Below are 18,363 nucleotides of genomic sequence, written 5' to 3' on the forward strand. Positions count from 1 at the left end.
GCTTTAGTACGGCTGATTAGCAGGGATTAGATGCTCGACGATCACACAATCGAGCCACTGGCCTTCAAGGCATGCATGTTTTTCGTACACACCCATCTCCCGAAACCCACACGAACAGCACAACGCCAAACTGGCCGCATTAAAGGTAAAGATGCGCGACAGCACCTTCCAAAATCCTCGGGCTCGGGCCTCATCCAGTAGCGCTTGAAGCAAAACTTTTCCTAGCCCTTGGCCTCGAACACTCCGATCCAAATAGATCGAAAAATCTGCGATACCGTCGTAGCAGGCGCGAGAACGATAGCTACTCAATCCTGCCCACGCGACCACTTCATCCGCATCGTTGACCATAACCAGGGTCGGATAGCGCTCCATCAGGGAGATGCGCTCAAGCATGTCATTTGGATTACGCGGCGCTGTCTCGAATGTAGAGCTTCTCTCTTCAATACCCTGGTTGTAGATGCCAGCTATCGACGCAGCGTCCCTGACTTCAGCAAATCGAATATGCATGCTTGAATCCATCCAGTTGGTAGTAACAACATTTTTAACAAAAAAGGGGCTCCCGCCCTCATTTCACATCGGGCACCGACGGGCAACAGCCACTGACCAGACCACAGCGAATCTCAGTCGCTCGAGTGATTTTTTTTAGCAAGCTCAACGCGCCTTGCCGCGCTTCAGGTGACAGCTGTTCGATCATTGCCCGCTCTTCAGCTATCAGGTCAGCACGGATCTTTTGGTAAAGCTCATGGCCAGATTCAGTGACCTCGACCTGCACTGCGCGACGATCCTCGCTGTCTTCCACCCGCGACACATAGCCTTTGCGTTCAAGTGTATCGACCACCCGGCTCGCGGTGCTTTTATCCAGAAACATCTCTTCAGCCAGCGCTTGCAGGCGGAGTCGACCCTTTTTGACGAGAGTCTCGATGGCGTAGCATTGCGTGACCGAAACGTCGTAACAGCAGATGCGATCCCGGTCGCGGAACTGATACACCCGAACGAGCTGGTTTAAGGCTTCGTATAGATCTTCGGAATCCTGAGTCAGCTGGTCTTTGTTTCGCTTTGCCATGATCATCACAAATTAGTTGTTAGATGCAACAATAATCCCGATTTCAGGAAACGGTCAATCACTCCTTCATTTTGGTTGACGATGCTGTACCGGCGTCGCTAATTTGTTGCACCTAACAACTAAAATAGGCTCGCACCTTGTGAGTTATCCAATTAGCAGTCAGGTCACAATCAATCGAGTTGGGCTGGTCTGGGCGATGGGCATCGCACAGATACTCGCGTGGAGTACAACGTACTACTTGCCCGCAGTCCTCGCGACGCCGATTGCACGAGAAATGGGATGGTCGATTACCAGTACCGTGGCCGGACTTTCATGGGGTTTGTTGGTTGCAGGGGCGTGCTCTCCCATGGTCGGGAGGCAGATAGATCGGCACGGTGGCCGCCCCGTCCTGGCAACCAGTTCGATGCTGATGGCACTGGGGCTACTGCTGATGGGTGTGGCTAGCAACTTGGTCATCTACTACCTGGCCTGGACATTCATTGGCGCCGCCATGGCTGCCGGCCTGTATGACGCCGCCTTCTCGACTCTTGGACGTCTATTTGGGGACAGCGCACGCACTTCGATGACCGGCCTCACTCTGCTGGGTGGGTTCGCCAGCACTTTGGGCTGGCCACTGATCGCCGGCCTAGAACATCAGATTGGCTGGAGATATAGCTGCGTCACGTTAGCCGCAGCTCATCTGGTCATAGGATTGCCGATTCATCTCTTGTTGATTCCAAAGAGTGAGAGCATTCCTAGCAGTGCGGTAGTTCCTACACACGCCTCTTCCGTCGCCACTGCCCATGACACAAAATCAGGCAATCGCCTCTTTCTGCTGTTGGCAGCGTTATTGACACTCCAGTCGCTGGTGATCTCGTCAATCTCTGTCCATCTGCTTGATGTGCTGAAGCTTCTCGGCATCGCTACGGCCACCGCACTGGCCATTGGCATGATGATAGGGCCATCTCAAGTCGTAGCCCGGCTTGCAGAATTCTCCCTTGGTCGAAATTTGCATCCGACCACATCTGCCAAGGCAGCGATATTGCTAAGTGGGATAGGAATCGGGCTTCTGTTACCGGCCATTCCATGGCTGGCATTCATTGCAATGGCGCTATACGGCGCTGGAAATGGGATTCTGACCATTGCACGTGGGACATTACCACTGGCTCTTTTTGGGCAAGATGGCTACGGCGCTCGCATGGGCTTATTGGCGCGTCCCATGCTGGTCGCACAAGCCGTCGGCCCTGTGACAGCTGCCGTTATTCTGGACAAGCTCGGTTCAACGCCTTTGCTCATTGTGATGTGCACTCTAGCGACGGCAAGCCTCATCGCCAGCTTCGGCCTTCCTTCGAAATAGATTGTTGACTCCAGAGAAAGCCACGATCACATCGCAGTGCCCGGCATGGAAACTACTCACATCCATTGTCTGATTAACTGGGTAGTCATGTAAGAGGATTCGACAGTATGAGGCTCTTTCTAGATTGCGAGTTCACCCATCTCAGCGCTGAAGCCAAGCTGGTGTCCTTAGCATTGGTCGCTGAGGATGGGCGCGAATTCTACGTCGAATTGCTGGACGCATGGCGAGTAGCGGATTGCAGCGAGTTCGTGGTGAGGATCGTCCTTCCACAGCTCTGGGGAGGAATTCACGCTATGCCCGTCATAGAGGCGAGGAAAGCACTGCTCGAGTTCATCGCGTCGTTTGATGAGGTTCTGGAGATTGTCACAGACGCCCCTCAATACGACTGGGAGCTTTTTTGCGAGCTCGCATACGATGGTGGGAAGTGGCCACAGAATGTGCGGAACCATCCCACTGACGCAACTACCCTGACCGCGCTCAATGATGGGGACGAGCTCCCACACCACGCTCTTTTAGACGCCAGAATCATAGCCGGTATGTTCAGCCTTGGAACTAATCGATTTAGCAACATGGCCTCACATAGCTAACACGACCGCTACTCAAGACCTACGGTCACGGCGAGACCATAGCGGTCACATCTCGCAATTAACTTAATGGCGAAATAGTAGCAAAACGCCACTCAACGGCTACGCTCAATGATTTACCCGTGAGATAGGTACGCCATGTCGACGATTGAGATAGAGCCGGTAGTAGCTGATGATTTCGAGACTTGGCTGAACGGACGCCCTAAATGGTTGCAGACAGCAGCTCGTATGCTGATCGACTCGAAGCGACAGCTGAACCAAGAGGAGATCAAAACGCTAGCTAGGCTTTGCAAGCTCGAAGCCAAGGATGAGGCTGATCCAGGATTTCTGACCGTAACACCTGGTACGTTATCGCAGGCAGCCAATAGACCCTTGCTTCGGATTGACGAGATCCTTGATGTGCATGGGTTGAACGCGATTAAAGCCGGCGCCAATCTGCCATTCGGTAAAAGCAATCTCGCGGTGATCTACGGACAGAATGGAACCGGCAAGAGCGGATTTGCACGGTTGCTAAAGCAGATCTGCGGGTCACGTTCCAAGGACGAGATACACAGCAATGTCTTCGATCCAACCCCTACGGCATGCCGTGCTCATTTCAAGGTGTCCATTGACGGCAAGCCCGCTGATGTTCACTGGGATATACCCAGCGGGCCCCACAAAGCTCTACGGCATGCACAGGTGTTCGACAGCAAGGCAGCCCAGCAGTACATGGGCAGGACTGAGGCATGCTATGAACCCAGCCGGATGAAGTTTGTATCGGCGCTGATCATTACAGCGGACGCAGTTAACGCAGAGCTTGCCGGAGAAAAGGCATTACTCAGCAAAGCACTACCCGCATTCCCTGAGATCCTAAATCAAACTGCCGAAGCGAAATGGCTTCAGGGTCTGAAGGGTACGACTACTACCGCGAGCATTGATAAGGAATGTTTGTACACAGACCAACTTGATCGGGAGCGTATAGAGAACGAATCCTTGCTCGCAGAGAAGGATATTGCTGGTCGGCTTTTGGCCATCAACAAAGAAAAAACCGCACTGAAAAATATTGAAACAACGATGTTGGCACTCCAATTGGGATTGAACGACGCAGCGGCGGCTGAGCTGGAAAATCTAAAGAATGTAGCCGTCAAGGCAAGAAGTACCTGCGAAGAGGCGGCGGCAGCCATTTTCGGGAAAGCAGAGCTTGAAGGCGTCGGCTCTGCGACCTGGCAGCAGATGTGGGAACACGCACGTGCCTACTCTACCAGCATGGCCTACGCTGAATCTCCGTTCCCCAACGTCTCGGCTGATTCACGTTGCGTGCTTTGCCACCAAAACCTCGGCGAGGAGGCGACAGTCCGCCTGGCGGGGTTTGAGAAGTTTGTAACTGACGGCCTTGAGACAACCGCCAAGAAAGCTGAAGGTAGTTTTACTGATCGAAAAAAACAGCTGCCAGCTCTTCCAGGACAAGCGGACTGGATTGTTCACATGTCCACTCTGGGCTTCGAAGAGACCGATGGGATCACCTGGCTTGGCATGCTGAAAACGCGGTTCGATCAAATTGTGCTGGGAAGCCCTGTCGGCACCTTGCAGCCTTTCGACTGGTCGAACATAAACGAAGCGGCAAAAGCTAAGTCTGCAGACCTGATTGCCGAAGAAGTGAGCCTGTCGGCCCTGTTGAAAGATGAGCATCGCCAGGCAATGCAAGACCGAGTTCAGCGGCTTCAAGCCAAGCAGTGGCTCTCACAGAACAAGACCTCCATCAGCGCTGAAAAGGCGAGGTTGATCGCGGTTGCAGCGATAGACAAAGCTTCACGCTCAGCCGCCACCAACTCCCTGACCACCAAGAAAAATGAGCTGGCCAAGACCGAACTGGATGCTGGTTACCAAGCTCGATTCATCGAAGAGTTGAAGCTTCTAGGCGGCCACCGCATCCCAATAGCTCCGCAGAGTAAATCTGGCGGCAAGGGGAAAATCACGTTCGGTTTGAACCTAGTAGGTGCACATGGCTCTCACGGCCTGGAATACATCTTGAGCGAAGGTGAAACCAGAATCGCCGCACTGGCCGCGTTCCTTGCAGACACCACAGGCTCAAACCAACTGGCCCCTTTCATTTTCGATGACCCGATTTCGTCGCTTGACCAAGACTTTGAAGAGAAGGTGGTCGAGCGCCTCGCGTCCTTGTCACAGACAAGGCAGGTCATCATATTCACCCACCGACTTTCTCTCGTGGCCCAGGTAGAAGCTGTTACTAAGAAATGGGAGCAAACGCCAGGGATGCCCTCCATCAAGTCAACGCTGACGTCACTTCGGAGGATGGAAAAAACGGCAGGCATTGTCGCCACTGCGAGTGCCAGAGACTTGAGGCCGGAAAGCGCGGTCAGGGGTTTGATCGACAATACGATTACCCGTCTGAGAAAGCTTCAGGAGAAGGCTGAGGTCGAGACTTATGAGGTGCTCGCCAAGAGCGCCTGCAGTGACTTCAGGATCATCGTCGAGAAGACGATTGAGTACGTTCTGTTGGCGGATGTCGTCGGTCGCTTCAGGCGTGCAATCAATACCCAGGGCAAGTTGTACAAGGTGGCCAAGGTAACAAATGACGACTGTAATTTCATTGATGACCTAATGACCCGCTACTCAGTGTTTGAGCATGCTCAGTCTGAGGAGATGCCAAGCAGCGGTCTTGAGCTGGATGTATTTGAAGCCGATGTGACAGCCCTGTACAACTGGATCACCGAGTTTGGATCTAGAGCCAGTTAACGTGAGTCATTGAGCAAGGGTCAGAATCAAGCCGAACCCTTTGATTCTGGCCCGCTCCTAGACAGCATGACCCGACTACCCCCTTCCAGGGCTGGTCTGGGCTGGGACAAACAAGGAGTTTGTTGAAAAGTCTGATTGGGCTGGGGCTCGGAATTCGATCTACATTCCCAGCTCACCCTCAAGCCGGGGCCCCTTCAAACTGGGTGGAAGCTTTCCGACCGGCACGGCCTGCAATAACTCGGCAGCGAGATGCTCGGCATGAGCGGAGTAGATCGCGATCCGTCCTGACTCAACCGGCCTGTAAGGCACAACCGCGCCTACAGCGATTTGAGCAATTCTCAGTAAATCCAGCACGTCACCGCCAACGTGGTCGCTGTCCAGGTACTCGACAGTTGGACGAGCGGCAGGCCGGGTGCTAGCCCAGATCTCGACCACAAATCGATGGAGACCTATGGGGCCAAGGTGTTCCAGAGCAGTCTTCCACAACTGTCCTTCCTGTGACATTTTCAGTCGGGTGCTGGTCATTTACAGGTCATTCAGAAATCACGGTTGTTCGAACGTGGTTGTTTTCAGATATCTACGAATAGTAGCTTCGGACAGCCCTAATTTTTCCGCGATCTCGACAACGGGCACTCCGTCATTCTTCAATTGAATGGCCTCAAGCGCATTAGCCGCCGCCCCAGATCGAGCTGGTCGACCAGGAGGTAGCTTCCCAGCCTGAACCAGTGACTCAATTTCAAGATCGATCCCAGCCTTCTTGATTCTGGTCAGTTGCTTCGAGAGACGTTTTAGACCGTCACTGAATGACTCGTGAGCTTGCAGCGAGGTCGCCATCAGAATCAGCGCAGCCGGGTCGAGATCTAGGATCCCGGCGAGCCGTACCAGGACGTCAAGCGTGATGCTTAATTCCCCCCGCTCGATCCGACTGAGATGAGAGCGGCCGATGCTGTTGACGTCCTCTTGAGACAGGCCTTGTCCTCTGCGAATCCCACGAACCACGACAGCCAGCGCTTCTGCCGCATCCATCGGTATTTTCCCCAACCAAATTTGAGGATAAGGCCACACACCAATCCGTCATAACACGCATTAAAAGGTTCATTATGATTGCCTATCGGCTTTCGTAACGGTTTAATGGTCTCACCCATGAGGCCAAGACATCGCTGGCATGGGGCAGCCCGGCCCCCGTGAACGGCGGCAGGAAGGGTCGTATTGTCAATTTAATGAAAATTAGTGGAAGGAAATTCTATGGTTAGCGTCGAAGAGTCCGACGTTGCAGGTGGGCCACGTACCCCGCGTATTGGTCTGCCAAGCAGTTCAGAAGCTCGAACTCTCGTCTCCGAAAACTTTTCTGGCAAGGCGTACTGCCTGGTTGAAGACTGGACAGTTTTTCGTATCGATATCACGCCCGAAGAGCTCACCACAGTTCATGCCGCCGGCCAGCTCCCACTGATCGTGTTTGCCCACAAAGTAATCGAGGACAGCCAAGGGCGTTTCCAACAGGGCGACTGGGTTCGTTCAAGCATGTGCACCAGGTTCGATGACGGTGCCGTATTCGAAACCAGAAACACGGTTTACATCTTGATTGGCCAAGGCCATGAACAAACCGCGAGCCTGAAGACCATTTTTTCCTTCTTTTAACCTCGGTTTCCACGTCGAGCCCGTTGAGCTTCAGAGACACAAAATGTTTAGAACCCATGACAACGAGATGATTGGCCTCCCTGGTATGTTCGGCGAAGGCCAATGCCATTGGCAGAAGGTATCCAGAGTGCTACGCACCCACTGGTATCACGTGACCGTCCAAGCAAAGCACCAAGACAGAATCACCGAAGCGGCGTTGATGGTCGATAGCGAAAATCGGCTACAACAAATCTTGATTGCCCAAGACGCCGAGACCATCGTCACCGACGTTCAGGTTGTCACGCCGGCCCACATGAATGGCACAAAAGGTTGGCGCATGGAAACTCTGACCAAGGTGACACTTGGTGAGGATGAGAACGAGTGTGTGGTGTGTCTAGTAGAAGTAGAGACGGGCTCCACATATCACAGCTCCCACAACCCTGCGTTTCAAAGCAACTTGCTGACCAATCTCAGCCCGATTTTTCAAGTGGGCATGATCCGCGCAGCCTGAAATCCATCAGGTTTTCGTCACAGAATCAGCGTGGATGATTCCGTGTCGAATTCCTGCTCTCCATACGTGCGCTCAAAGGAACGCAATTATGCTGAATACGATTGAGGTAAGTTTTCACGTAAAGCGCCATACGGATTTCGATCTTAGACGAATCATCAAAGCTCGGGAGCAAGGGTTTGACGAGCCAGTCACCGCCTACCTCTGTGGAGTGTCGATCAGGGCGTGCGCTGGTATAGGCGTAGTTTTTGGTCACAAACGCGAAGACCAGTACGGTCGGTTCGGCGATGGTCATTTAATCCGAACTTCAGACGTTATTAAGGCTGAACGCGAGGGACGATTTTGGGTGCTGACGACGGTGAACTCTCGATATGTGATCGCAACTTTTCAGAGAGAGAACGGACGCTCTAGCCTCCGTGAGTACCTGCGTCTTTCACGGAAGCACCATCATTTGACCCCTCACGTGCTGCAGTGATGGTCGTTTTTTTCTTCGCCATAGGTGAAGCCTCCTGAATAATTCCAAGGTGGTGTCATGATCGTCAAGGGTGGCGAAATCATCTGCATAGCCTCGGGCATTTTCGAAGGGTACGACCGCGCCGGGCCATTTGTCGCTACGCAGTACTTCGACCTCGATTCATTCGTTGCAGAGGCAATGAAGCCGCTCACAGAGAAATGGGAAGTGTCGAGCTTGTTTGGGGATATCCCCAGGATGCTTTTCGAAAGCGGATTCATCACCGAGCTGCCTGTCGGAAGATCTATTTGGGGGCTATGGGCGAGGTCGACATCCGGGAAGAGAAGGAAGACTTCTGAAGTCTAAGTGGATTCGGGGGGGCTCACCCCCGGTGGCATCGCGGCGGCCAAGGCACTAAAGCAGTGAGAGCCTGTCGAGCCCAGCGCCACTGACTTTAAGTGGCCCAGGTGCTGTCGATGCTTCAGCCAATCATTACGCCGTCAAGTTAAGCAAATCAAAAACCACCTTCGCAGATTTACTTGCTTTAGCCGGATCAGATAGCAACTGCATCATCTGATTCTGGTGAGTATCGCCACTGTCCATAATTGCGTCATCTACCGCGTTGGCAAAGTTACCCAGCAGGGCTTGCTCAGCGGTATTGTTCTCCAGCTGCTGCGTGACCAGCTGATTTTCACTAACCTTGTCGCGGATGGTGTAAGCGTAAGTCACCATGTCTTTCTCAGTCAGCTGATCAGTCACAAATAGCTCGTTGAGCCGTTCTAATATCTGCGAAAACAGCTCTTCCTTGATGTCCTTTGCCGTTCCTGAGCCAACACGATGATCTGCCCTGCGCTTGAGCCTCGCTCAAAACTCAGGTTGAAGATTGAGCAACTTTGAGTCTTGAGTCGGTTTAGTATCGCAGCGTGCCGGCTCCGAGGCGTTCTCGGTGATTTAACCCTGCTATGACCTGCCTGCTTTCAGCACATTTGAGGACTTGTTCGGATTTTCTGTAATCGGCAGAGCCCGAGCATCGATCACTCTGGCTACGTCTTGCTTAAGTAGGTAGACAGAGACAACCAGCAAAACGAGATCCTTCAAAAGGAAGGCCGAAACAATTGTCATGGCTGGAAATCCTCCAGCCTCGGGATGCCAGGCGCCAGGAGCGAATGGCAAGATCGTGAGGGTACCAATGAAGGTAGCGCAAGATCCAAGAGCCCCTAGCACCCCTAACTTTTTATTCCAAAATCCCAGCAGCAGTAACAAACCAAAAGTCCATTCTGAAGCACCCAAAAGAAAGCTTGTGCCTCGAACACCCAAGACTGGAAGCGTCCAAGAGATTAATGGGCCGTTACTGATTAATGGAATTAAGTCTCTGATTTCAGCCTCAAACCATTTGTCGTATCCGAACCACACAAAAATGATCACCATGGCCGCGCGGAGAAGGTGGTAGTCCAAATCGCGCTTCAGAAGACCTGAACGTCCCAGTATGTTAACGAGATAATTCATGACTTTCTCCAATTTTTAGCCGCGAGTTCTGAGGCATTGGTGCCGATTTGAATGGCTTGGATTTGGATGCGTAACATTGGAAACTCCTTCCATCAGTGATGGCTTTTCGTAAGTGACCCCACTATATGCGCCAGGAGTAATATCAATAAGGTCGAAACGTCTCGATGACATGCCTAAAAGTATCAAATGTAAGGCTTAGGTCTCTATTGAACGGATTGTTAAGCCGGCTCCTTGATCTCTCCAGCAGAATCGCATTCACGCCCTACACAGCAGCGAGCTGAGGTAATATCGATGCTGGTAGGTATCAACAGCGAATCTGTGCAAGATCGGAGTTCGTCATCAATCAGAGTGCTGCTCAGGCCAATCGAATCCAATTGTATTGATTGGTGGCTAGGTCGTGGAGTGTTGTCCGGATGCACCTGGATATAGCGATTGATCCAATTGCGCCTCACTTTTAGAGCTTTGCCTGAAACACTAGCATATTCTCGGATCACTTAGATTATGACGCTTACCAGCCAATTCGCCTGATATTACATATAAACCTATAGCAAAATGGCCAATTACAGCGCGAGGCGAGAATCAAATCATGACTGATTTTCTACGTGGCTCGATCTTCGCAAGTCACCCGGCGTCATACCCATGCGTTGAGTGAATGCTCGTCGGAATGCAGCGACAGATTGATAACCGACCTTATCTGCAACGACCTCTGTCGACACGGTCGTGGAAGCAAGTTCATTTGCAGCCATGGTCATTCTTACATCAGTCAAAATTGCATTTGCCGATTTACCGACCTTTACTTGAAATTGGCGAATTAGGGTTGCTCGGGACATGTTGCAGAGTTCAGCTAGTTCAGGCAACGTCCAAGGATGAGCTGGGTCATTGAAAATAGCGGTAAGTGCAGGAGCAAGCCGGGGATGGCCAGCCATTGCCAATAAGCCGATGGGAGTATCGTTAGACTCGCTGGCCAATCTGAGCGTCAGGGTAAACAAAGCTGCGGATAAGGCGTTGAGCATTGCTTTACCCCCAAGACTTGGGGCACTAGATTCTCCTCTCATCAGGGCAACCAGATTGGTCAACTGGGCGGCGGTCTCTGTATTTAATGGTTGATCTGCATTTGAGGTGCTGACAATGAGGCGCCCTGGCAAGTAATCGCGAATGAAGCGGTCATGAGGTGGCGTGATGACAAAACGACCACATAGCATGTCCAAACGTTCACCAGTGCCTGCGTTCGCGCTAACCGAAAAATTCAGTTCATCACGCGTACTTGCCGGTAAAGGCGTGATTCCACTCCCGTCATGAAGACGGTGTTGGGATCCATGAAGAAGAAGCACCACGTCGCCTGCCTGCAGTAGTCGTGGCGCTCCCATGCCAGGAGTTTCAAGAAAAGCTGACCCACGCAATATAATGTGGTAAGGCATTTCGCCAGGTTCTGAATCTTCATGCGCCACCTGCCATGGGGCTCCGTATGAGCACCGGATCTCCAACCGGCCTTTAACAGTCATCATGTCCAAGAGTTGACTGAGCCAATCCTGTTGCCGTATTGGTGTAGTCATGTGGAAGTCCAATTATGATACTTTTGAGCACTATACTTCGCAGTATTGGGCCCTGCAATATCATATCTGGAGGCGTAAGATCGGAAGATTCCCGAAAGGGGCAAAGTTCGGCAGTATCTGGGTTTAATCGACAGCGCTCATTTTTCGTTATCGCTACAAACACCCGCTACGGAAGTAGGCTGGTCATCGTAAGGCTGATGGCGGGGGCGAAATACCAGCTGCGATAGGCTTCCAGGTTATGGGGCCGAAGCCCTTCGATACCTAAATGATACGTTTAGCGAACGATGAGAATCATCTTACTGTATAGCATCGCTGACTAAGTTCAGAAACACGCTTCACAGAACGATTGAATTTAGAAAATTCGAGCAAATTCTCGGTTTGTATCGGCTGCCCTATCCTTTTGGCAGCCATTTTTCGCTTACTGTGCGGCCTTTTCAATCAAGTCTGCCACAGCTTTAGGGTTGGAGATCATCACCACATGGGATGCACCCTTCACCACAACAGTTTGCTTCGAATGAGCGCGCTCAGCCATAAATGCGAGCGCCTGGGCGGGAATGTTTTTATCCTTGTCGCCATATACAAACCATGAGGGTTTAGTTTTCCAGGCAGGCTCCGCCGCAGCTTCATTTAAAGCCTCAACGGTAACAGGACGCTGAGCTATTGCCATTAACTGTGCCTCACCTGCGGGCAAATCTGCGGCAAATTGGTCATGAAATTTGTCTTGCTGAATGTAAAGTTCCTTACCGCCGCCAGGGAGTTCTACTGGCTCAGCCAACGCAGAGCCCAAGGTTCCACCTGGAAAGCGCCCCGACAGCTGGGCAGCAGACTCGCCAGCTTCTGGCGCGAAAGCGGCCACATACACGAGACTTTTTACTTTTGGATTGCCAAATGCTGCTTGACTGATCACTGGCCCTCCGTAGGAGTGCCCAACCAACACCACGGGGGTTTTGATTCCATTGATGAGTGTTCCAACGTATTGCGCGTCACTTTTGACGCTGCGCAGAGGGTTTGCTGCCGACACTACGGTATAACCATCCTCCTTGAGAATTTTTGCCACCCCATTCCAACTGGATGAGTCGGCGAATGCGCCGTGTACGAGCACCACGGTGGGTTTCACGTCTGTAGCCCCTGCTAAAGCGCTGTACATGAACGCACTGGTGAGAGCCAAGCTTGCAAAAATCTTGATCATTCTGAATGCCTTTCGAGTGGTTTGACGGTCACAAAATATGTTTGCGCGCAAATTAATCGCACAGGTACTATCATGCTTGAGCAAAAAAAAACTGTCAATAGCTTGCGATTGAATCGTGCACGTAATAATTTATCTCGATTTCTTGGAGGGCATTCCTTTGAGTAAGGCGCCGCAAGCAGAAGCCGAGGATTTCGCCCCATTGAGCGAATTCCTCTGTTTCTCTATCTATTCCGCTGGACACGCTTTTACGCAGCTTTATCGTCCACTTTTAGATTCTGTGGGGTTGACGTATCCCCAGTATCTTCTGATGGTTGCGCTTTGGGCTAAGGATCATCAAATTGTGAAGAACTTAGGCCACGCGTTGTTTCTGGATTCCAGCACCTTAACCCCCCTGATTAAGCGCCTAGAAGCTGCAGGCTTTATAGGTCGTACACGCGATCTACGAGATGAACGTCAAGTAATCATTAGTTTGACGGATAAGGGGAGAGCGCTCAAAGCTCGTGCTCTTGAGGTTCCGGCTTGTATCGATGCTGCTCTTGGGTTACCACCAACAGATATCGTGAAACTTCAAAAGCTGTTATCAAACTTAAGAGATCGAATAGTTAACAAATAACGATCCAGCAGAGACTAGACTTAGGCCGCACTGAGGTGCGGCAGATTCTATCTGCCTGCGGTTATTAATTTCCCTTGCGTTATAGACTCTACGGATAACCCCTATAGAGTCAATAAGAACTTCTATTGCACTCAGTTTGAAATTGAGGTTTTTTTCTTGGTTTACAGTACCAAGGTGCCTGAAAGCGACGGCTTTGGGTGGTAAATCTTAAACTCAATTCAATAGCGATAGATTTTCAAGGTTGCGTTTTCACAGATACAACCCGCAAGCGTTCCCTCTCGGAGTCGCCACCTTATCCATCAGTTACCCCGTCGACTCGTGAAACGCTGTGCACAAAGCTCTGTTTCGGTGTCGCGTCACTTCATCCACTCTCTAGGACTTAATCCTGTCTTGCGCCGGAAAGCGCGCGCAAGGGCTGAAGGACTTTCATAACCCACTTCGTCAGCAATCAACGTAATTGGCCGGCCTTCACGCAGTCGCTTCTGGGCCAAACTAATGCGCCAACTCAAAAGATACTCGGCGGGTGTCTTACCTACCACGTCACGAAAGTGCGCAGCATAGCTAGCTCGTGACATGTTTGACTCGTTTGCTAAATCGGCAACTGACCAACTCCGCTGCGGTGCATTGTGCATCTGCACCAGCGAGCGCGCGAGGCGCAAATCGGCTAGTCCTGCCATCATACCGGTGCTAAGTTCCTGATGGTCAAGGAGGTATCGCAACAGTTGGATAATTAGTAATTCAAACAAGCGATCCAGCATTGCTTCCCTACCGCAATGCGCACCTTCAGCCTCCGCGAATAACCATGTCAGCGTATCGGCTAGCATCGGCATTTCATCTAGTGTGAGTACCAGCAAGTCCGGTAGGGACGCAGCTAACGGATTATCGATACCACCCGCAAACTCCAACGATGCACAAAGAAGTTGCGCCCCTTCTGCCTCGTTGGCTATTAGCTTATGTCTGCTAGGGCGCGGCGAGAAAATAAGGCTTGGCTTAGTGATAAGCAAACCACGCTCGTTGGGCCCGCTGAACGTAAGATCACCGGCCTGCAGCAAGTGAATGTGACCGCGCTGCTCGACGCCATCAAATGACGCCACTCCACAAACCCGCCCGCTATGGAATAGGTTTGCGCGCACGCCGAATTGGGACAGCAACGTTGACAAGCGATCCATGGATTCACCTTTATCAAGCTTGGACGATCTGCATCATATTATCGACGATTTGCATCCAAGAAAATCTATTTTTTCTCCAATATGGCGTTGTACCTAGCGCATTTTGCGCCTGGGCTTTTGAGAAAAATTATGTCCCGCATACCCGCACTTTTAATCGAAAACGCATCTGAAAACATTCGCCCGACATTGGAAAGCGTTCAGAAGGGCTTGGGTTTTTTGCCAAACACTTTTAGGACACTTGCCCACTCACCAGCCGCGCTAAACGGCTTCATGCAATTCAATCAGGCAATGGGTAAAAGCTCGCTCAGCGCGAGCCAGCGGGAAGCAGTAGCGCTCGCCGCGTCTCAAGTAAACGGATGCGATTATTGCTTGGCGGCGCATTCGTTGTTCGCTCAGAAGGCCGGCTTGTCTGCATCGGAAATTCGGGATGCTCGCCATGGTCAACTTAACGAGTTCGCACGTTTTGCTCTCCATGTTACCGAAAGCCGTGGGCAGGTTACGGACGTACAACTCTCGGAGGCCCGTCAGGCGGGACTAAACGATGCCCAAATCGTAGAGATCATTGCACAGGTCGCGCTGCTTACCTTTACGAACTACCTCAACAACGTCGCGGCTACTGACATCGATTGGCCTGCCATCGAAGACTAATATTTTAAATCTGGAGAAGTGAAAATGAACAACGTGACTATGTATACCACCAGTGTTTGCCCATATTGCCGTAACGCGAAAGCGTTGCTAGCAGGCAAGGGCATAAAGGCAAAAGAAATCAATGTTGAAGCAAGCCCAGAGCGGTTGCGCGAAATGGTCGCAAAAAGTGGACGGCGCAGTGTGCCGCAAATCTTTATAGGTGGGCGCCACATCGGTGGCTTCGATGATATGGCTGCGCTCGAACGTACTGGTCGTCTTGACGCACTGCTAGGATTGTGAAAAATATGGGCTTGGTCAGACATCTTGAGCTGACCAAGACTATAACTTAACTTAATTAAAGCCAATTATTCGCCACTCCTGGAACATCCAATCGGAAGTGTCATAGTCCGTCATGAAGAGTGCTATGCAATTGCTACAGTTTTTTGTCTGTTTCCGGGCAGTTGTTATTTGTGGGATTTTGACCGCCACCGCTATAGCAACCTTAAATAACCTTACATCGCCTGCTTCGGGAATTGGAAAAGGCAGGCCATTGTCATTGTCTTTTTTGCGTAGGGAATCATCTCTCCATTCCCGAGTAAAAATGCATATCTCAATGGATAGCCAACTTCATTGGTAGAATGCTTTCCATTTTTTAGATAATGCCTGAACCCACACTTTAAAAATCAGAGATGTAGTATTTGCTCTACCTCCGCTTCCGCCATTAGCCAATCACGCACTGCTTTCACTTGGGGTTGTAAGGTTGCATGATGGGGATACACTACAAAATAGGATGAGTGAGAGGTTTCGTATCCCTCAAAAGGACGCACTAATCGCCCTGAAGCCAAATCTTCTTTTACCAGCTGGCTGCGTGCTAGCGCGACGCCTTGCCCTTCTACCGCAGCCTGGATAGCCAAAGCCGACGCATTTACGTGCATGCCTCGTAAGCCTTGGTTGCGGCTGTAGCCTCGTGATGACAGCCAGGAAGACCACGTTGGGAAATTTGAGTCAAAGCTTATGGTTGCATCATGTATCAGGGTCAAAGAGGCAATGTCGTCGAGACTCAATGAGGTTTTTCCTAGCTTATCTAACAGCTTTTGACTGCAAACCGGGAATACGTACTCTCCCATCATTCGCTCTGCGGTCAAATCGGGATAACGACCGATACCAAAGCGAACTCCGATGTCTACGCCCTCACTGCGAAAATCGACAAGACGGTCAGTGGTGTGCAATCGAATATCCCATTGTGGATAGCGAGCACTGAAGCCTGAAATGCGGGTGAGAAGCCATTTGCTAGCAAAAGCAGGTGTCACCGATAGCGTTACGACGTTAACCGGTAGGGCTGCTCGCAAACGGTGCAGTCCCCCTGCTAGAAGCGCAAAGCCGTCACGAATTTGGGGATAAATAGCAGCGGCCTCCGGCGTTAATGTCACGCCACTCCGAGATCGTTCAAATAGTGAGCGTCCTACGTAATCCTCTAGCGTTTTTATTAGCTGACTGATCGCAGGAGGGGTCACGTGGAGTTCCTCCGCAGCAGCGGAAAACGTTTGCAGCCTTGCTGCTGCCTCGAATGCTCGGAGAGCATTCAAATAGATGGCGATTCGGCGAGCTTCTTCGTTAAGCACAGCTTATTACCCCGGCAAGAAAATCCCAATATTCGGCTGATTCATTAGCTAACATAATTGTAGCCATGCCACGCGGGTAAGTGAGATGGATGACCGCCGACATGATCTCTCTAATTGTTGTAACTGTTTCTTATTAACGGAGTGTTTATGAAAGCGTCTATTTTTCGTGAGTTTGGTGCTCCAAGTGTTTTGCGCTACGAGGATGTCGCTACGCCTAGCGCGCGTCCGGGACACGTGGTCATCCGGGTACTAGCTGCGGGCATAAACCGCCTTGAACTCTACCTGCGTGAAGGTGCCATAACACGTGATCTCGCTCTTCCCCACGTTCTGGGATCAGATGCGGTTGGTGAAGTCGTTGAGCTGGGTGCCGGTGTGACTGACTTCGTTCTGGGCGAGCGTGTTGTTCCAATGCCAGGTTACCCGCTAGATGTCGCTGACTATGCCTTCTCCCCAATGAGCGCAGCTCCCAGCTATGCCATTGCAGGCATCATGAGTTGGGGCGCTTACGCTGAATACATGGAGGTGCCAGCACATTGGTTGCTGCGCGACGATACCGGACTTTCACCTGAGGAGCTCGCCACGCTGCCAATGGTTGTGGTGACCGCAGTACGAGCTGTGAAAGTCGTTGGCGCAGTGAAAGCAGGAGACACCGTTTTGGTTCAAGCGGGCGGTTCGGGCACTGGCTCGATGAGCATCCAAATTGCCAAGGCGCTTGGTGCCAGGGTCGTAACGACAGTTAGTAGCGATGAGAAAGCTGAAGTCGCACGTAAGCTCGGTGCCGATCTGGTCGTCAACAGTAAGCTTGAAGACTTTGTTGCAGTGACTCGTGAATGGACAGGGGGTAAAGGTATCGATGTGACTATCGATAACCTCGGCGGTGAGATTCTGGCGCGCAGTATTGAAGCCACGCGTCCTACTGGCACAGTGGTTACCCTGGGCTTCGTCGCGGGGTCTGAGCTGAATCTTGATATTCGAAGCTTCTTCTTCAGTCAGCGCCGGCTGCTTGGGACGCTTATGGGGGATTTGGATGACTTAAGCTTCGGATTGGACTTGATTAAGAAAGGCGCGGTGCGCCCGGTACTGGATCAAGTGATTCCGCTTTCTGAAGCATCTCGTGCTCATGAATTACTTGCTGAAGGTCGTGTGTCGGGCAATCTTGTCTTGAAGCCTTAATCTGGAGCAGCCTATGAAGACGCCTATGTCATTGGAATTATCGTCAGACGCGCGCAATGCCAACGAGATTGCCGAAAGACTACGCTTGCTAGGCATTACGTTACCTCAGGCCCCTAAGCCGGTAGGTTCCTATCGTGCGGTCGTGATTCGCAATGGCATTGGGGCTGTCTCTGGCCAGTTTCCTTTGGTAGGCGGCAAACTTTTGCACCCAGGTGCGGTTGGCTTCCATTTAAGTGAAGCTGATGGCTATGCCGCTGCTAGGGCGGCAGCACTCAATGTCATTTCGCAAATCGAAACGGCCTTAGGCGGGTTTCAACGGTTTGGCGGTTTACTCCGAGTGGAAGGTTATGTTGCGAGTGCGCCGGGTTTCATTGCGCAGCCACATGTGTTGGATGGAGCGTCAGAGCTGTTTGTATCGGTTTTTGGCGAGTCTCTAGGTCGCCATAGCAGAACGGCATTTTCTGTAACACAGTTGCCCCTTGGGGCTTCTGTGGAACTTGCAGTAACCTTTGCAGTTACAGGCGAATACTCAGAAGTTTATTGAAGGCCGCTGCCTGGCCTCTATTAATAAATGAGTCAATCTGTATTTATAGAGTGCTTAACTTTATGAGGCGAG

At 51.5% G+C, this 18,363-nt stretch carries 22 protein-coding genes; 12 read left to right on the forward strand and 10 right to left on the reverse strand.

The features are described 5' to 3' along the window. Window positions 1–3 precede the first annotated feature (3 nt). Both ACYZTY_RS01010 and ACYZTY_RS01015 read right to left on the reverse strand, forming a co-directional pair. A complete protein-coding gene (locus ACYZTY_RS01010) occupies window positions 4–507 on the reverse strand; it encodes an arsinothricin resistance N-acetyltransferase ArsN1 family A (RefSeq protein WP_461956939.1) in 504 nt (167 codons plus the stop codon). A gap of 58 nt (window positions 508–565) precedes the next feature. After that, window positions 566–1,063, reverse strand: coding sequence for a MarR family winged helix-turn-helix transcriptional regulator (locus ACYZTY_RS01015; protein WP_461959229.1), 498 nt, complete (start codon window positions 1,061–1,063; stop codon window positions 566–568). A 196-nt stretch (window positions 1,064–1,259) separates the two neighbouring features. Between ACYZTY_RS01015 and ACYZTY_RS01020 the strand changes: the two genes are divergently transcribed. The 3 genes from ACYZTY_RS01020 (at window position 1,260) to ACYZTY_RS01030 (ending at window position 5,719) form a co-directional block, all read left to right on the forward strand. After that, window positions 1,260–2,399 (forward strand): MFS transporter, encoded by a 1,140-nt coding sequence (locus ACYZTY_RS01020; RefSeq protein WP_461956940.1) that lies wholly within the window; start codon window positions 1,260–1,262, stop codon window positions 2,397–2,399. Window positions 2,400–2,506: 107 nt separating this feature from the next. Beyond that, the gene (locus ACYZTY_RS01025; RefSeq protein WP_461956941.1) at window positions 2,507–2,986 is read left to right on the forward strand and encodes a hypothetical protein; all 480 of its coding nucleotides are present in this window, start codon (window positions 2,507–2,509) and stop codon (window positions 2,984–2,986) included. A 135-nt stretch (window positions 2,987–3,121) separates the two neighbouring features. Beyond that, window positions 3,122–5,719: an AAA family ATPase gene (locus ACYZTY_RS01030; protein ID WP_461956942.1), complete on the forward strand. Its 2,598-nt coding sequence runs from the start codon at window positions 3,122–3,124 to the stop codon at window positions 5,717–5,719. 159 nt (window positions 5,720–5,878) lie between these two features. On the opposite strand, the gene ACYZTY_RS01035 is transcribed toward ACYZTY_RS01030, so the two are convergent. After that, the gene (locus ACYZTY_RS01035; protein ID WP_461956943.1) at window positions 5,879–6,244 is read right to left on the reverse strand and encodes a hypothetical protein; all 366 of its coding nucleotides are present in this window, start codon (window positions 6,242–6,244) and stop codon (window positions 5,879–5,881) included. Window positions 6,245–6,262: 18 nt separating this feature from the next. After that, on the reverse strand, window positions 6,263–6,745 hold the full coding sequence (locus ACYZTY_RS01040; protein WP_461956944.1) for a helix-turn-helix domain-containing protein: 483 nt from the start codon (window positions 6,743–6,745) through the stop codon (window positions 6,263–6,265). Between the two features lie 219 nt (window positions 6,746–6,964). Between ACYZTY_RS01040 and ACYZTY_RS01045 the strand changes: the two genes are divergently transcribed. The 4 genes from ACYZTY_RS01045 to ACYZTY_RS01060 all read left to right on the forward strand — a co-directional run bounded on the left by ACYZTY_RS01045 (window position 6,965) and on the right by ACYZTY_RS01060 (window position 8,661). Then, complete coding sequence (locus tag ACYZTY_RS01045; protein ID WP_461956945.1) at window positions 6,965–7,357, forward strand: DUF6957 family protein; 393 nt, start codon at window positions 6,965–6,967, stop codon at window positions 7,355–7,357. A 43-nt stretch (window positions 7,358–7,400) separates the two neighbouring features. Next, entirely contained in the window at window positions 7,401–7,847 is a 447-nt protein-coding gene (locus tag ACYZTY_RS01050; protein ID WP_461956946.1) for a hypothetical protein, read from the forward strand. Between the two features lie 88 nt (window positions 7,848–7,935). Next, complete coding sequence (locus ACYZTY_RS01055) at window positions 7,936–8,319, forward strand: hypothetical protein (protein WP_461956947.1); 384 nt, start codon at window positions 7,936–7,938, stop codon at window positions 8,317–8,319. Window positions 8,320–8,376: 57 nt separating this feature from the next. After that, entirely contained in the window at window positions 8,377–8,661 is a 285-nt protein-coding gene (locus tag ACYZTY_RS01060; protein ID WP_461956948.1) for a hypothetical protein, read from the forward strand. 126 nt (window positions 8,662–8,787) lie between these two features. Here ACYZTY_RS01060 and ACYZTY_RS01065 read toward each other — a convergent pair whose 3' ends face one another. The 4 genes from ACYZTY_RS01065 to ACYZTY_RS01080 form a co-directional block, all read right to left on the reverse strand. Further along, on the reverse strand, window positions 8,788–9,054 hold the full coding sequence (locus ACYZTY_RS01065; protein WP_461956949.1) for a hypothetical protein: 267 nt from the start codon (window positions 9,052–9,054) through the stop codon (window positions 8,788–8,790). Window positions 9,055–9,255: 201 nt separating this feature from the next. Next, window positions 9,256–9,801: a YkgB family protein gene (locus tag ACYZTY_RS01070; RefSeq protein WP_461956950.1), complete on the reverse strand. Its 546-nt coding sequence runs from the start codon at window positions 9,799–9,801 to the stop codon at window positions 9,256–9,258. A 584-nt stretch (window positions 9,802–10,385) separates the two neighbouring features. Beyond that, on the reverse strand, window positions 10,386–11,354 hold the full coding sequence (locus ACYZTY_RS01075; protein WP_461956951.1) for a cupin domain-containing protein: 969 nt from the start codon (window positions 11,352–11,354) through the stop codon (window positions 10,386–10,388). A 418-nt stretch (window positions 11,355–11,772) separates the two neighbouring features. Further along, on the reverse strand, window positions 11,773–12,543 hold the full coding sequence (locus ACYZTY_RS01080) for an alpha/beta fold hydrolase (RefSeq protein ID WP_461956952.1): 771 nt from the start codon (window positions 12,541–12,543) through the stop codon (window positions 11,773–11,775). 115 nt (window positions 12,544–12,658) lie between these two features. On the opposite strand from ACYZTY_RS01080, the gene ACYZTY_RS01085 reads away from it, so the two are divergent. Further along, window positions 12,659–13,156: a MarR family winged helix-turn-helix transcriptional regulator gene (locus ACYZTY_RS01085; RefSeq protein WP_461956953.1), complete on the forward strand. Its 498-nt coding sequence runs from the start codon at window positions 12,659–12,661 to the stop codon at window positions 13,154–13,156. A 356-nt stretch (window positions 13,157–13,512) separates the two neighbouring features. On the opposite strand, the gene ACYZTY_RS01090 is transcribed toward ACYZTY_RS01085, so the two are convergent. Beyond that, window positions 13,513–14,325, reverse strand: coding sequence for an AraC family transcriptional regulator (locus tag ACYZTY_RS01090; protein WP_461956954.1), 813 nt, complete (start codon window positions 14,323–14,325; stop codon window positions 13,513–13,515). A gap of 129 nt (window positions 14,326–14,454) precedes the next feature. On the opposite strand from ACYZTY_RS01090, the gene ACYZTY_RS01095 reads away from it, so the two are divergent. Together ACYZTY_RS01095 and grxC are read left to right on the forward strand one after the other, a co-directional pair. Next, window positions 14,455–14,973, forward strand: a complete 519-nt coding sequence (locus tag ACYZTY_RS01095) for a carboxymuconolactone decarboxylase family protein (protein ID WP_172791755.1) — start codon at window positions 14,455–14,457, stop codon at window positions 14,971–14,973. 24 nt (window positions 14,974–14,997) lie between these two features. Then, on the forward strand, window positions 14,998–15,252 hold the full coding sequence (gene grxC / locus ACYZTY_RS01100; RefSeq protein ID WP_461956955.1) for a glutaredoxin 3: 255 nt from the start codon (window positions 14,998–15,000) through the stop codon (window positions 15,250–15,252). A 383-nt stretch (window positions 15,253–15,635) separates the two neighbouring features. On the opposite strand, the gene ACYZTY_RS01105 is transcribed toward grxC, so the two are convergent. Next, window positions 15,636–16,574 (reverse strand): LysR substrate-binding domain-containing protein, encoded by a 939-nt coding sequence (locus tag ACYZTY_RS01105; RefSeq protein ID WP_172791753.1) that lies wholly within the window; start codon window positions 16,572–16,574, stop codon window positions 15,636–15,638. A gap of 147 nt (window positions 16,575–16,721) precedes the next feature. Between ACYZTY_RS01105 and ACYZTY_RS01110 the strand changes: the two genes are divergently transcribed. Together ACYZTY_RS01110 and ACYZTY_RS01115 are read left to right on the forward strand one after the other, a co-directional pair. Beyond that, window positions 16,722–17,747: a quinone oxidoreductase family protein gene (locus ACYZTY_RS01110; protein ID WP_461956956.1), complete on the forward strand. Its 1,026-nt coding sequence runs from the start codon at window positions 16,722–16,724 to the stop codon at window positions 17,745–17,747. 13 nt (window positions 17,748–17,760) lie between these two features. Further along, the gene (locus ACYZTY_RS01115; protein WP_218585106.1) at window positions 17,761–18,291 is read left to right on the forward strand and encodes a RidA family protein; all 531 of its coding nucleotides are present in this window, start codon (window positions 17,761–17,763) and stop codon (window positions 18,289–18,291) included. Window positions 18,292–18,363: the final 72 nt, after the last annotated feature.

The sequence above is a fragment of the Pseudomonas sp. LB1P83 genome (assembly GCF_054897885.1).

What these genes read in the sequence shown, in the direction of transcription:
- ACYZTY_RS01050 (WP_461956946.1), top strand. Translation starts at nt 7,401, where the DNA reads ATGTTTAGAACCCATGACAACGAGATGATTGGCCTCCCTGGTATGTTC.
- ACYZTY_RS01045 (WP_461956945.1), top strand. Translation starts at nt 6,965, where the DNA reads ATGGTTAGCGTCGAAGAGTCCGACGTTGCAGGTGGGCCACGTACCCCG.
- ACYZTY_RS01075 (WP_461956951.1), bottom strand. Translation starts at nt 11,354, where the DNA reads ATGACTACACCAATACGGCAACAGGATTGGCTCAGTCAACTCTTGGAC.
- ACYZTY_RS01010 (WP_461956939.1), bottom strand. Translation starts at nt 507, where the DNA reads ATGCATATTCGATTTGCTGAAGTCAGGGACGCTGCGTCGATAGCTGGC.
- ACYZTY_RS01060 (WP_461956948.1), top strand. Translation starts at nt 8,377, where the DNA reads ATGATCGTCAAGGGTGGCGAAATCATCTGCATAGCCTCGGGCATTTTC.
- ACYZTY_RS01020 (WP_461956940.1), top strand. Translation starts at nt 1,260, where the DNA reads ATGGGCATCGCACAGATACTCGCGTGGAGTACAACGTACTACTTGCCC.
- grxC (WP_461956955.1), top strand. Translation starts at nt 14,998, where the DNA reads ATGAACAACGTGACTATGTATACCACCAGTGTTTGCCCATATTGCCGT.
- ACYZTY_RS01025 (WP_461956941.1), top strand. Translation starts at nt 2,507, where the DNA reads ATGAGGCTCTTTCTAGATTGCGAGTTCACCCATCTCAGCGCTGAAGCC.
- ACYZTY_RS01015 (WP_461959229.1), bottom strand. Translation starts at nt 1,063, where the DNA reads ATGGCAAAGCGAAACAAAGACCAGCTGACTCAGGATTCCGAAGATCTA.
- ACYZTY_RS01035 (WP_461956943.1), bottom strand. Translation starts at nt 6,244, where the DNA reads ATGACCAGCACCCGACTGAAAATGTCACAGGAAGGACAGTTGTGGAAG.
- ACYZTY_RS01110 (WP_461956956.1), top strand. Translation starts at nt 16,722, where the DNA reads ATGAAAGCGTCTATTTTTCGTGAGTTTGGTGCTCCAAGTGTTTTGCGC.
- ACYZTY_RS01115 (WP_218585106.1), top strand. Translation starts at nt 17,761, where the DNA reads ATGAAGACGCCTATGTCATTGGAATTATCGTCAGACGCGCGCAATGCC.
- ACYZTY_RS01095 (WP_172791755.1), top strand. Translation starts at nt 14,455, where the DNA reads ATGTCCCGCATACCCGCACTTTTAATCGAAAACGCATCTGAAAACATT.
- ACYZTY_RS01055 (WP_461956947.1), top strand. Translation starts at nt 7,936, where the DNA reads ATGCTGAATACGATTGAGGTAAGTTTTCACGTAAAGCGCCATACGGAT.
- ACYZTY_RS01070 (WP_461956950.1), bottom strand. Translation starts at nt 9,801, where the DNA reads ATGAATTATCTCGTTAACATACTGGGACGTTCAGGTCTTCTGAAGCGC.
- ACYZTY_RS01030 (WP_461956942.1), top strand. Translation starts at nt 3,122, where the DNA reads ATGTCGACGATTGAGATAGAGCCGGTAGTAGCTGATGATTTCGAGACT.
- ACYZTY_RS01090 (WP_461956954.1), bottom strand. Translation starts at nt 14,325, where the DNA reads ATGGATCGCTTGTCAACGTTGCTGTCCCAATTCGGCGTGCGCGCAAAC.
- ACYZTY_RS01040 (WP_461956944.1), bottom strand. Translation starts at nt 6,745, where the DNA reads ATGGATGCGGCAGAAGCGCTGGCTGTCGTGGTTCGTGGGATTCGCAGA.
- ACYZTY_RS01080 (WP_461956952.1), bottom strand. Translation starts at nt 12,543, where the DNA reads ATGATCAAGATTTTTGCAAGCTTGGCTCTCACCAGTGCGTTCATGTAC.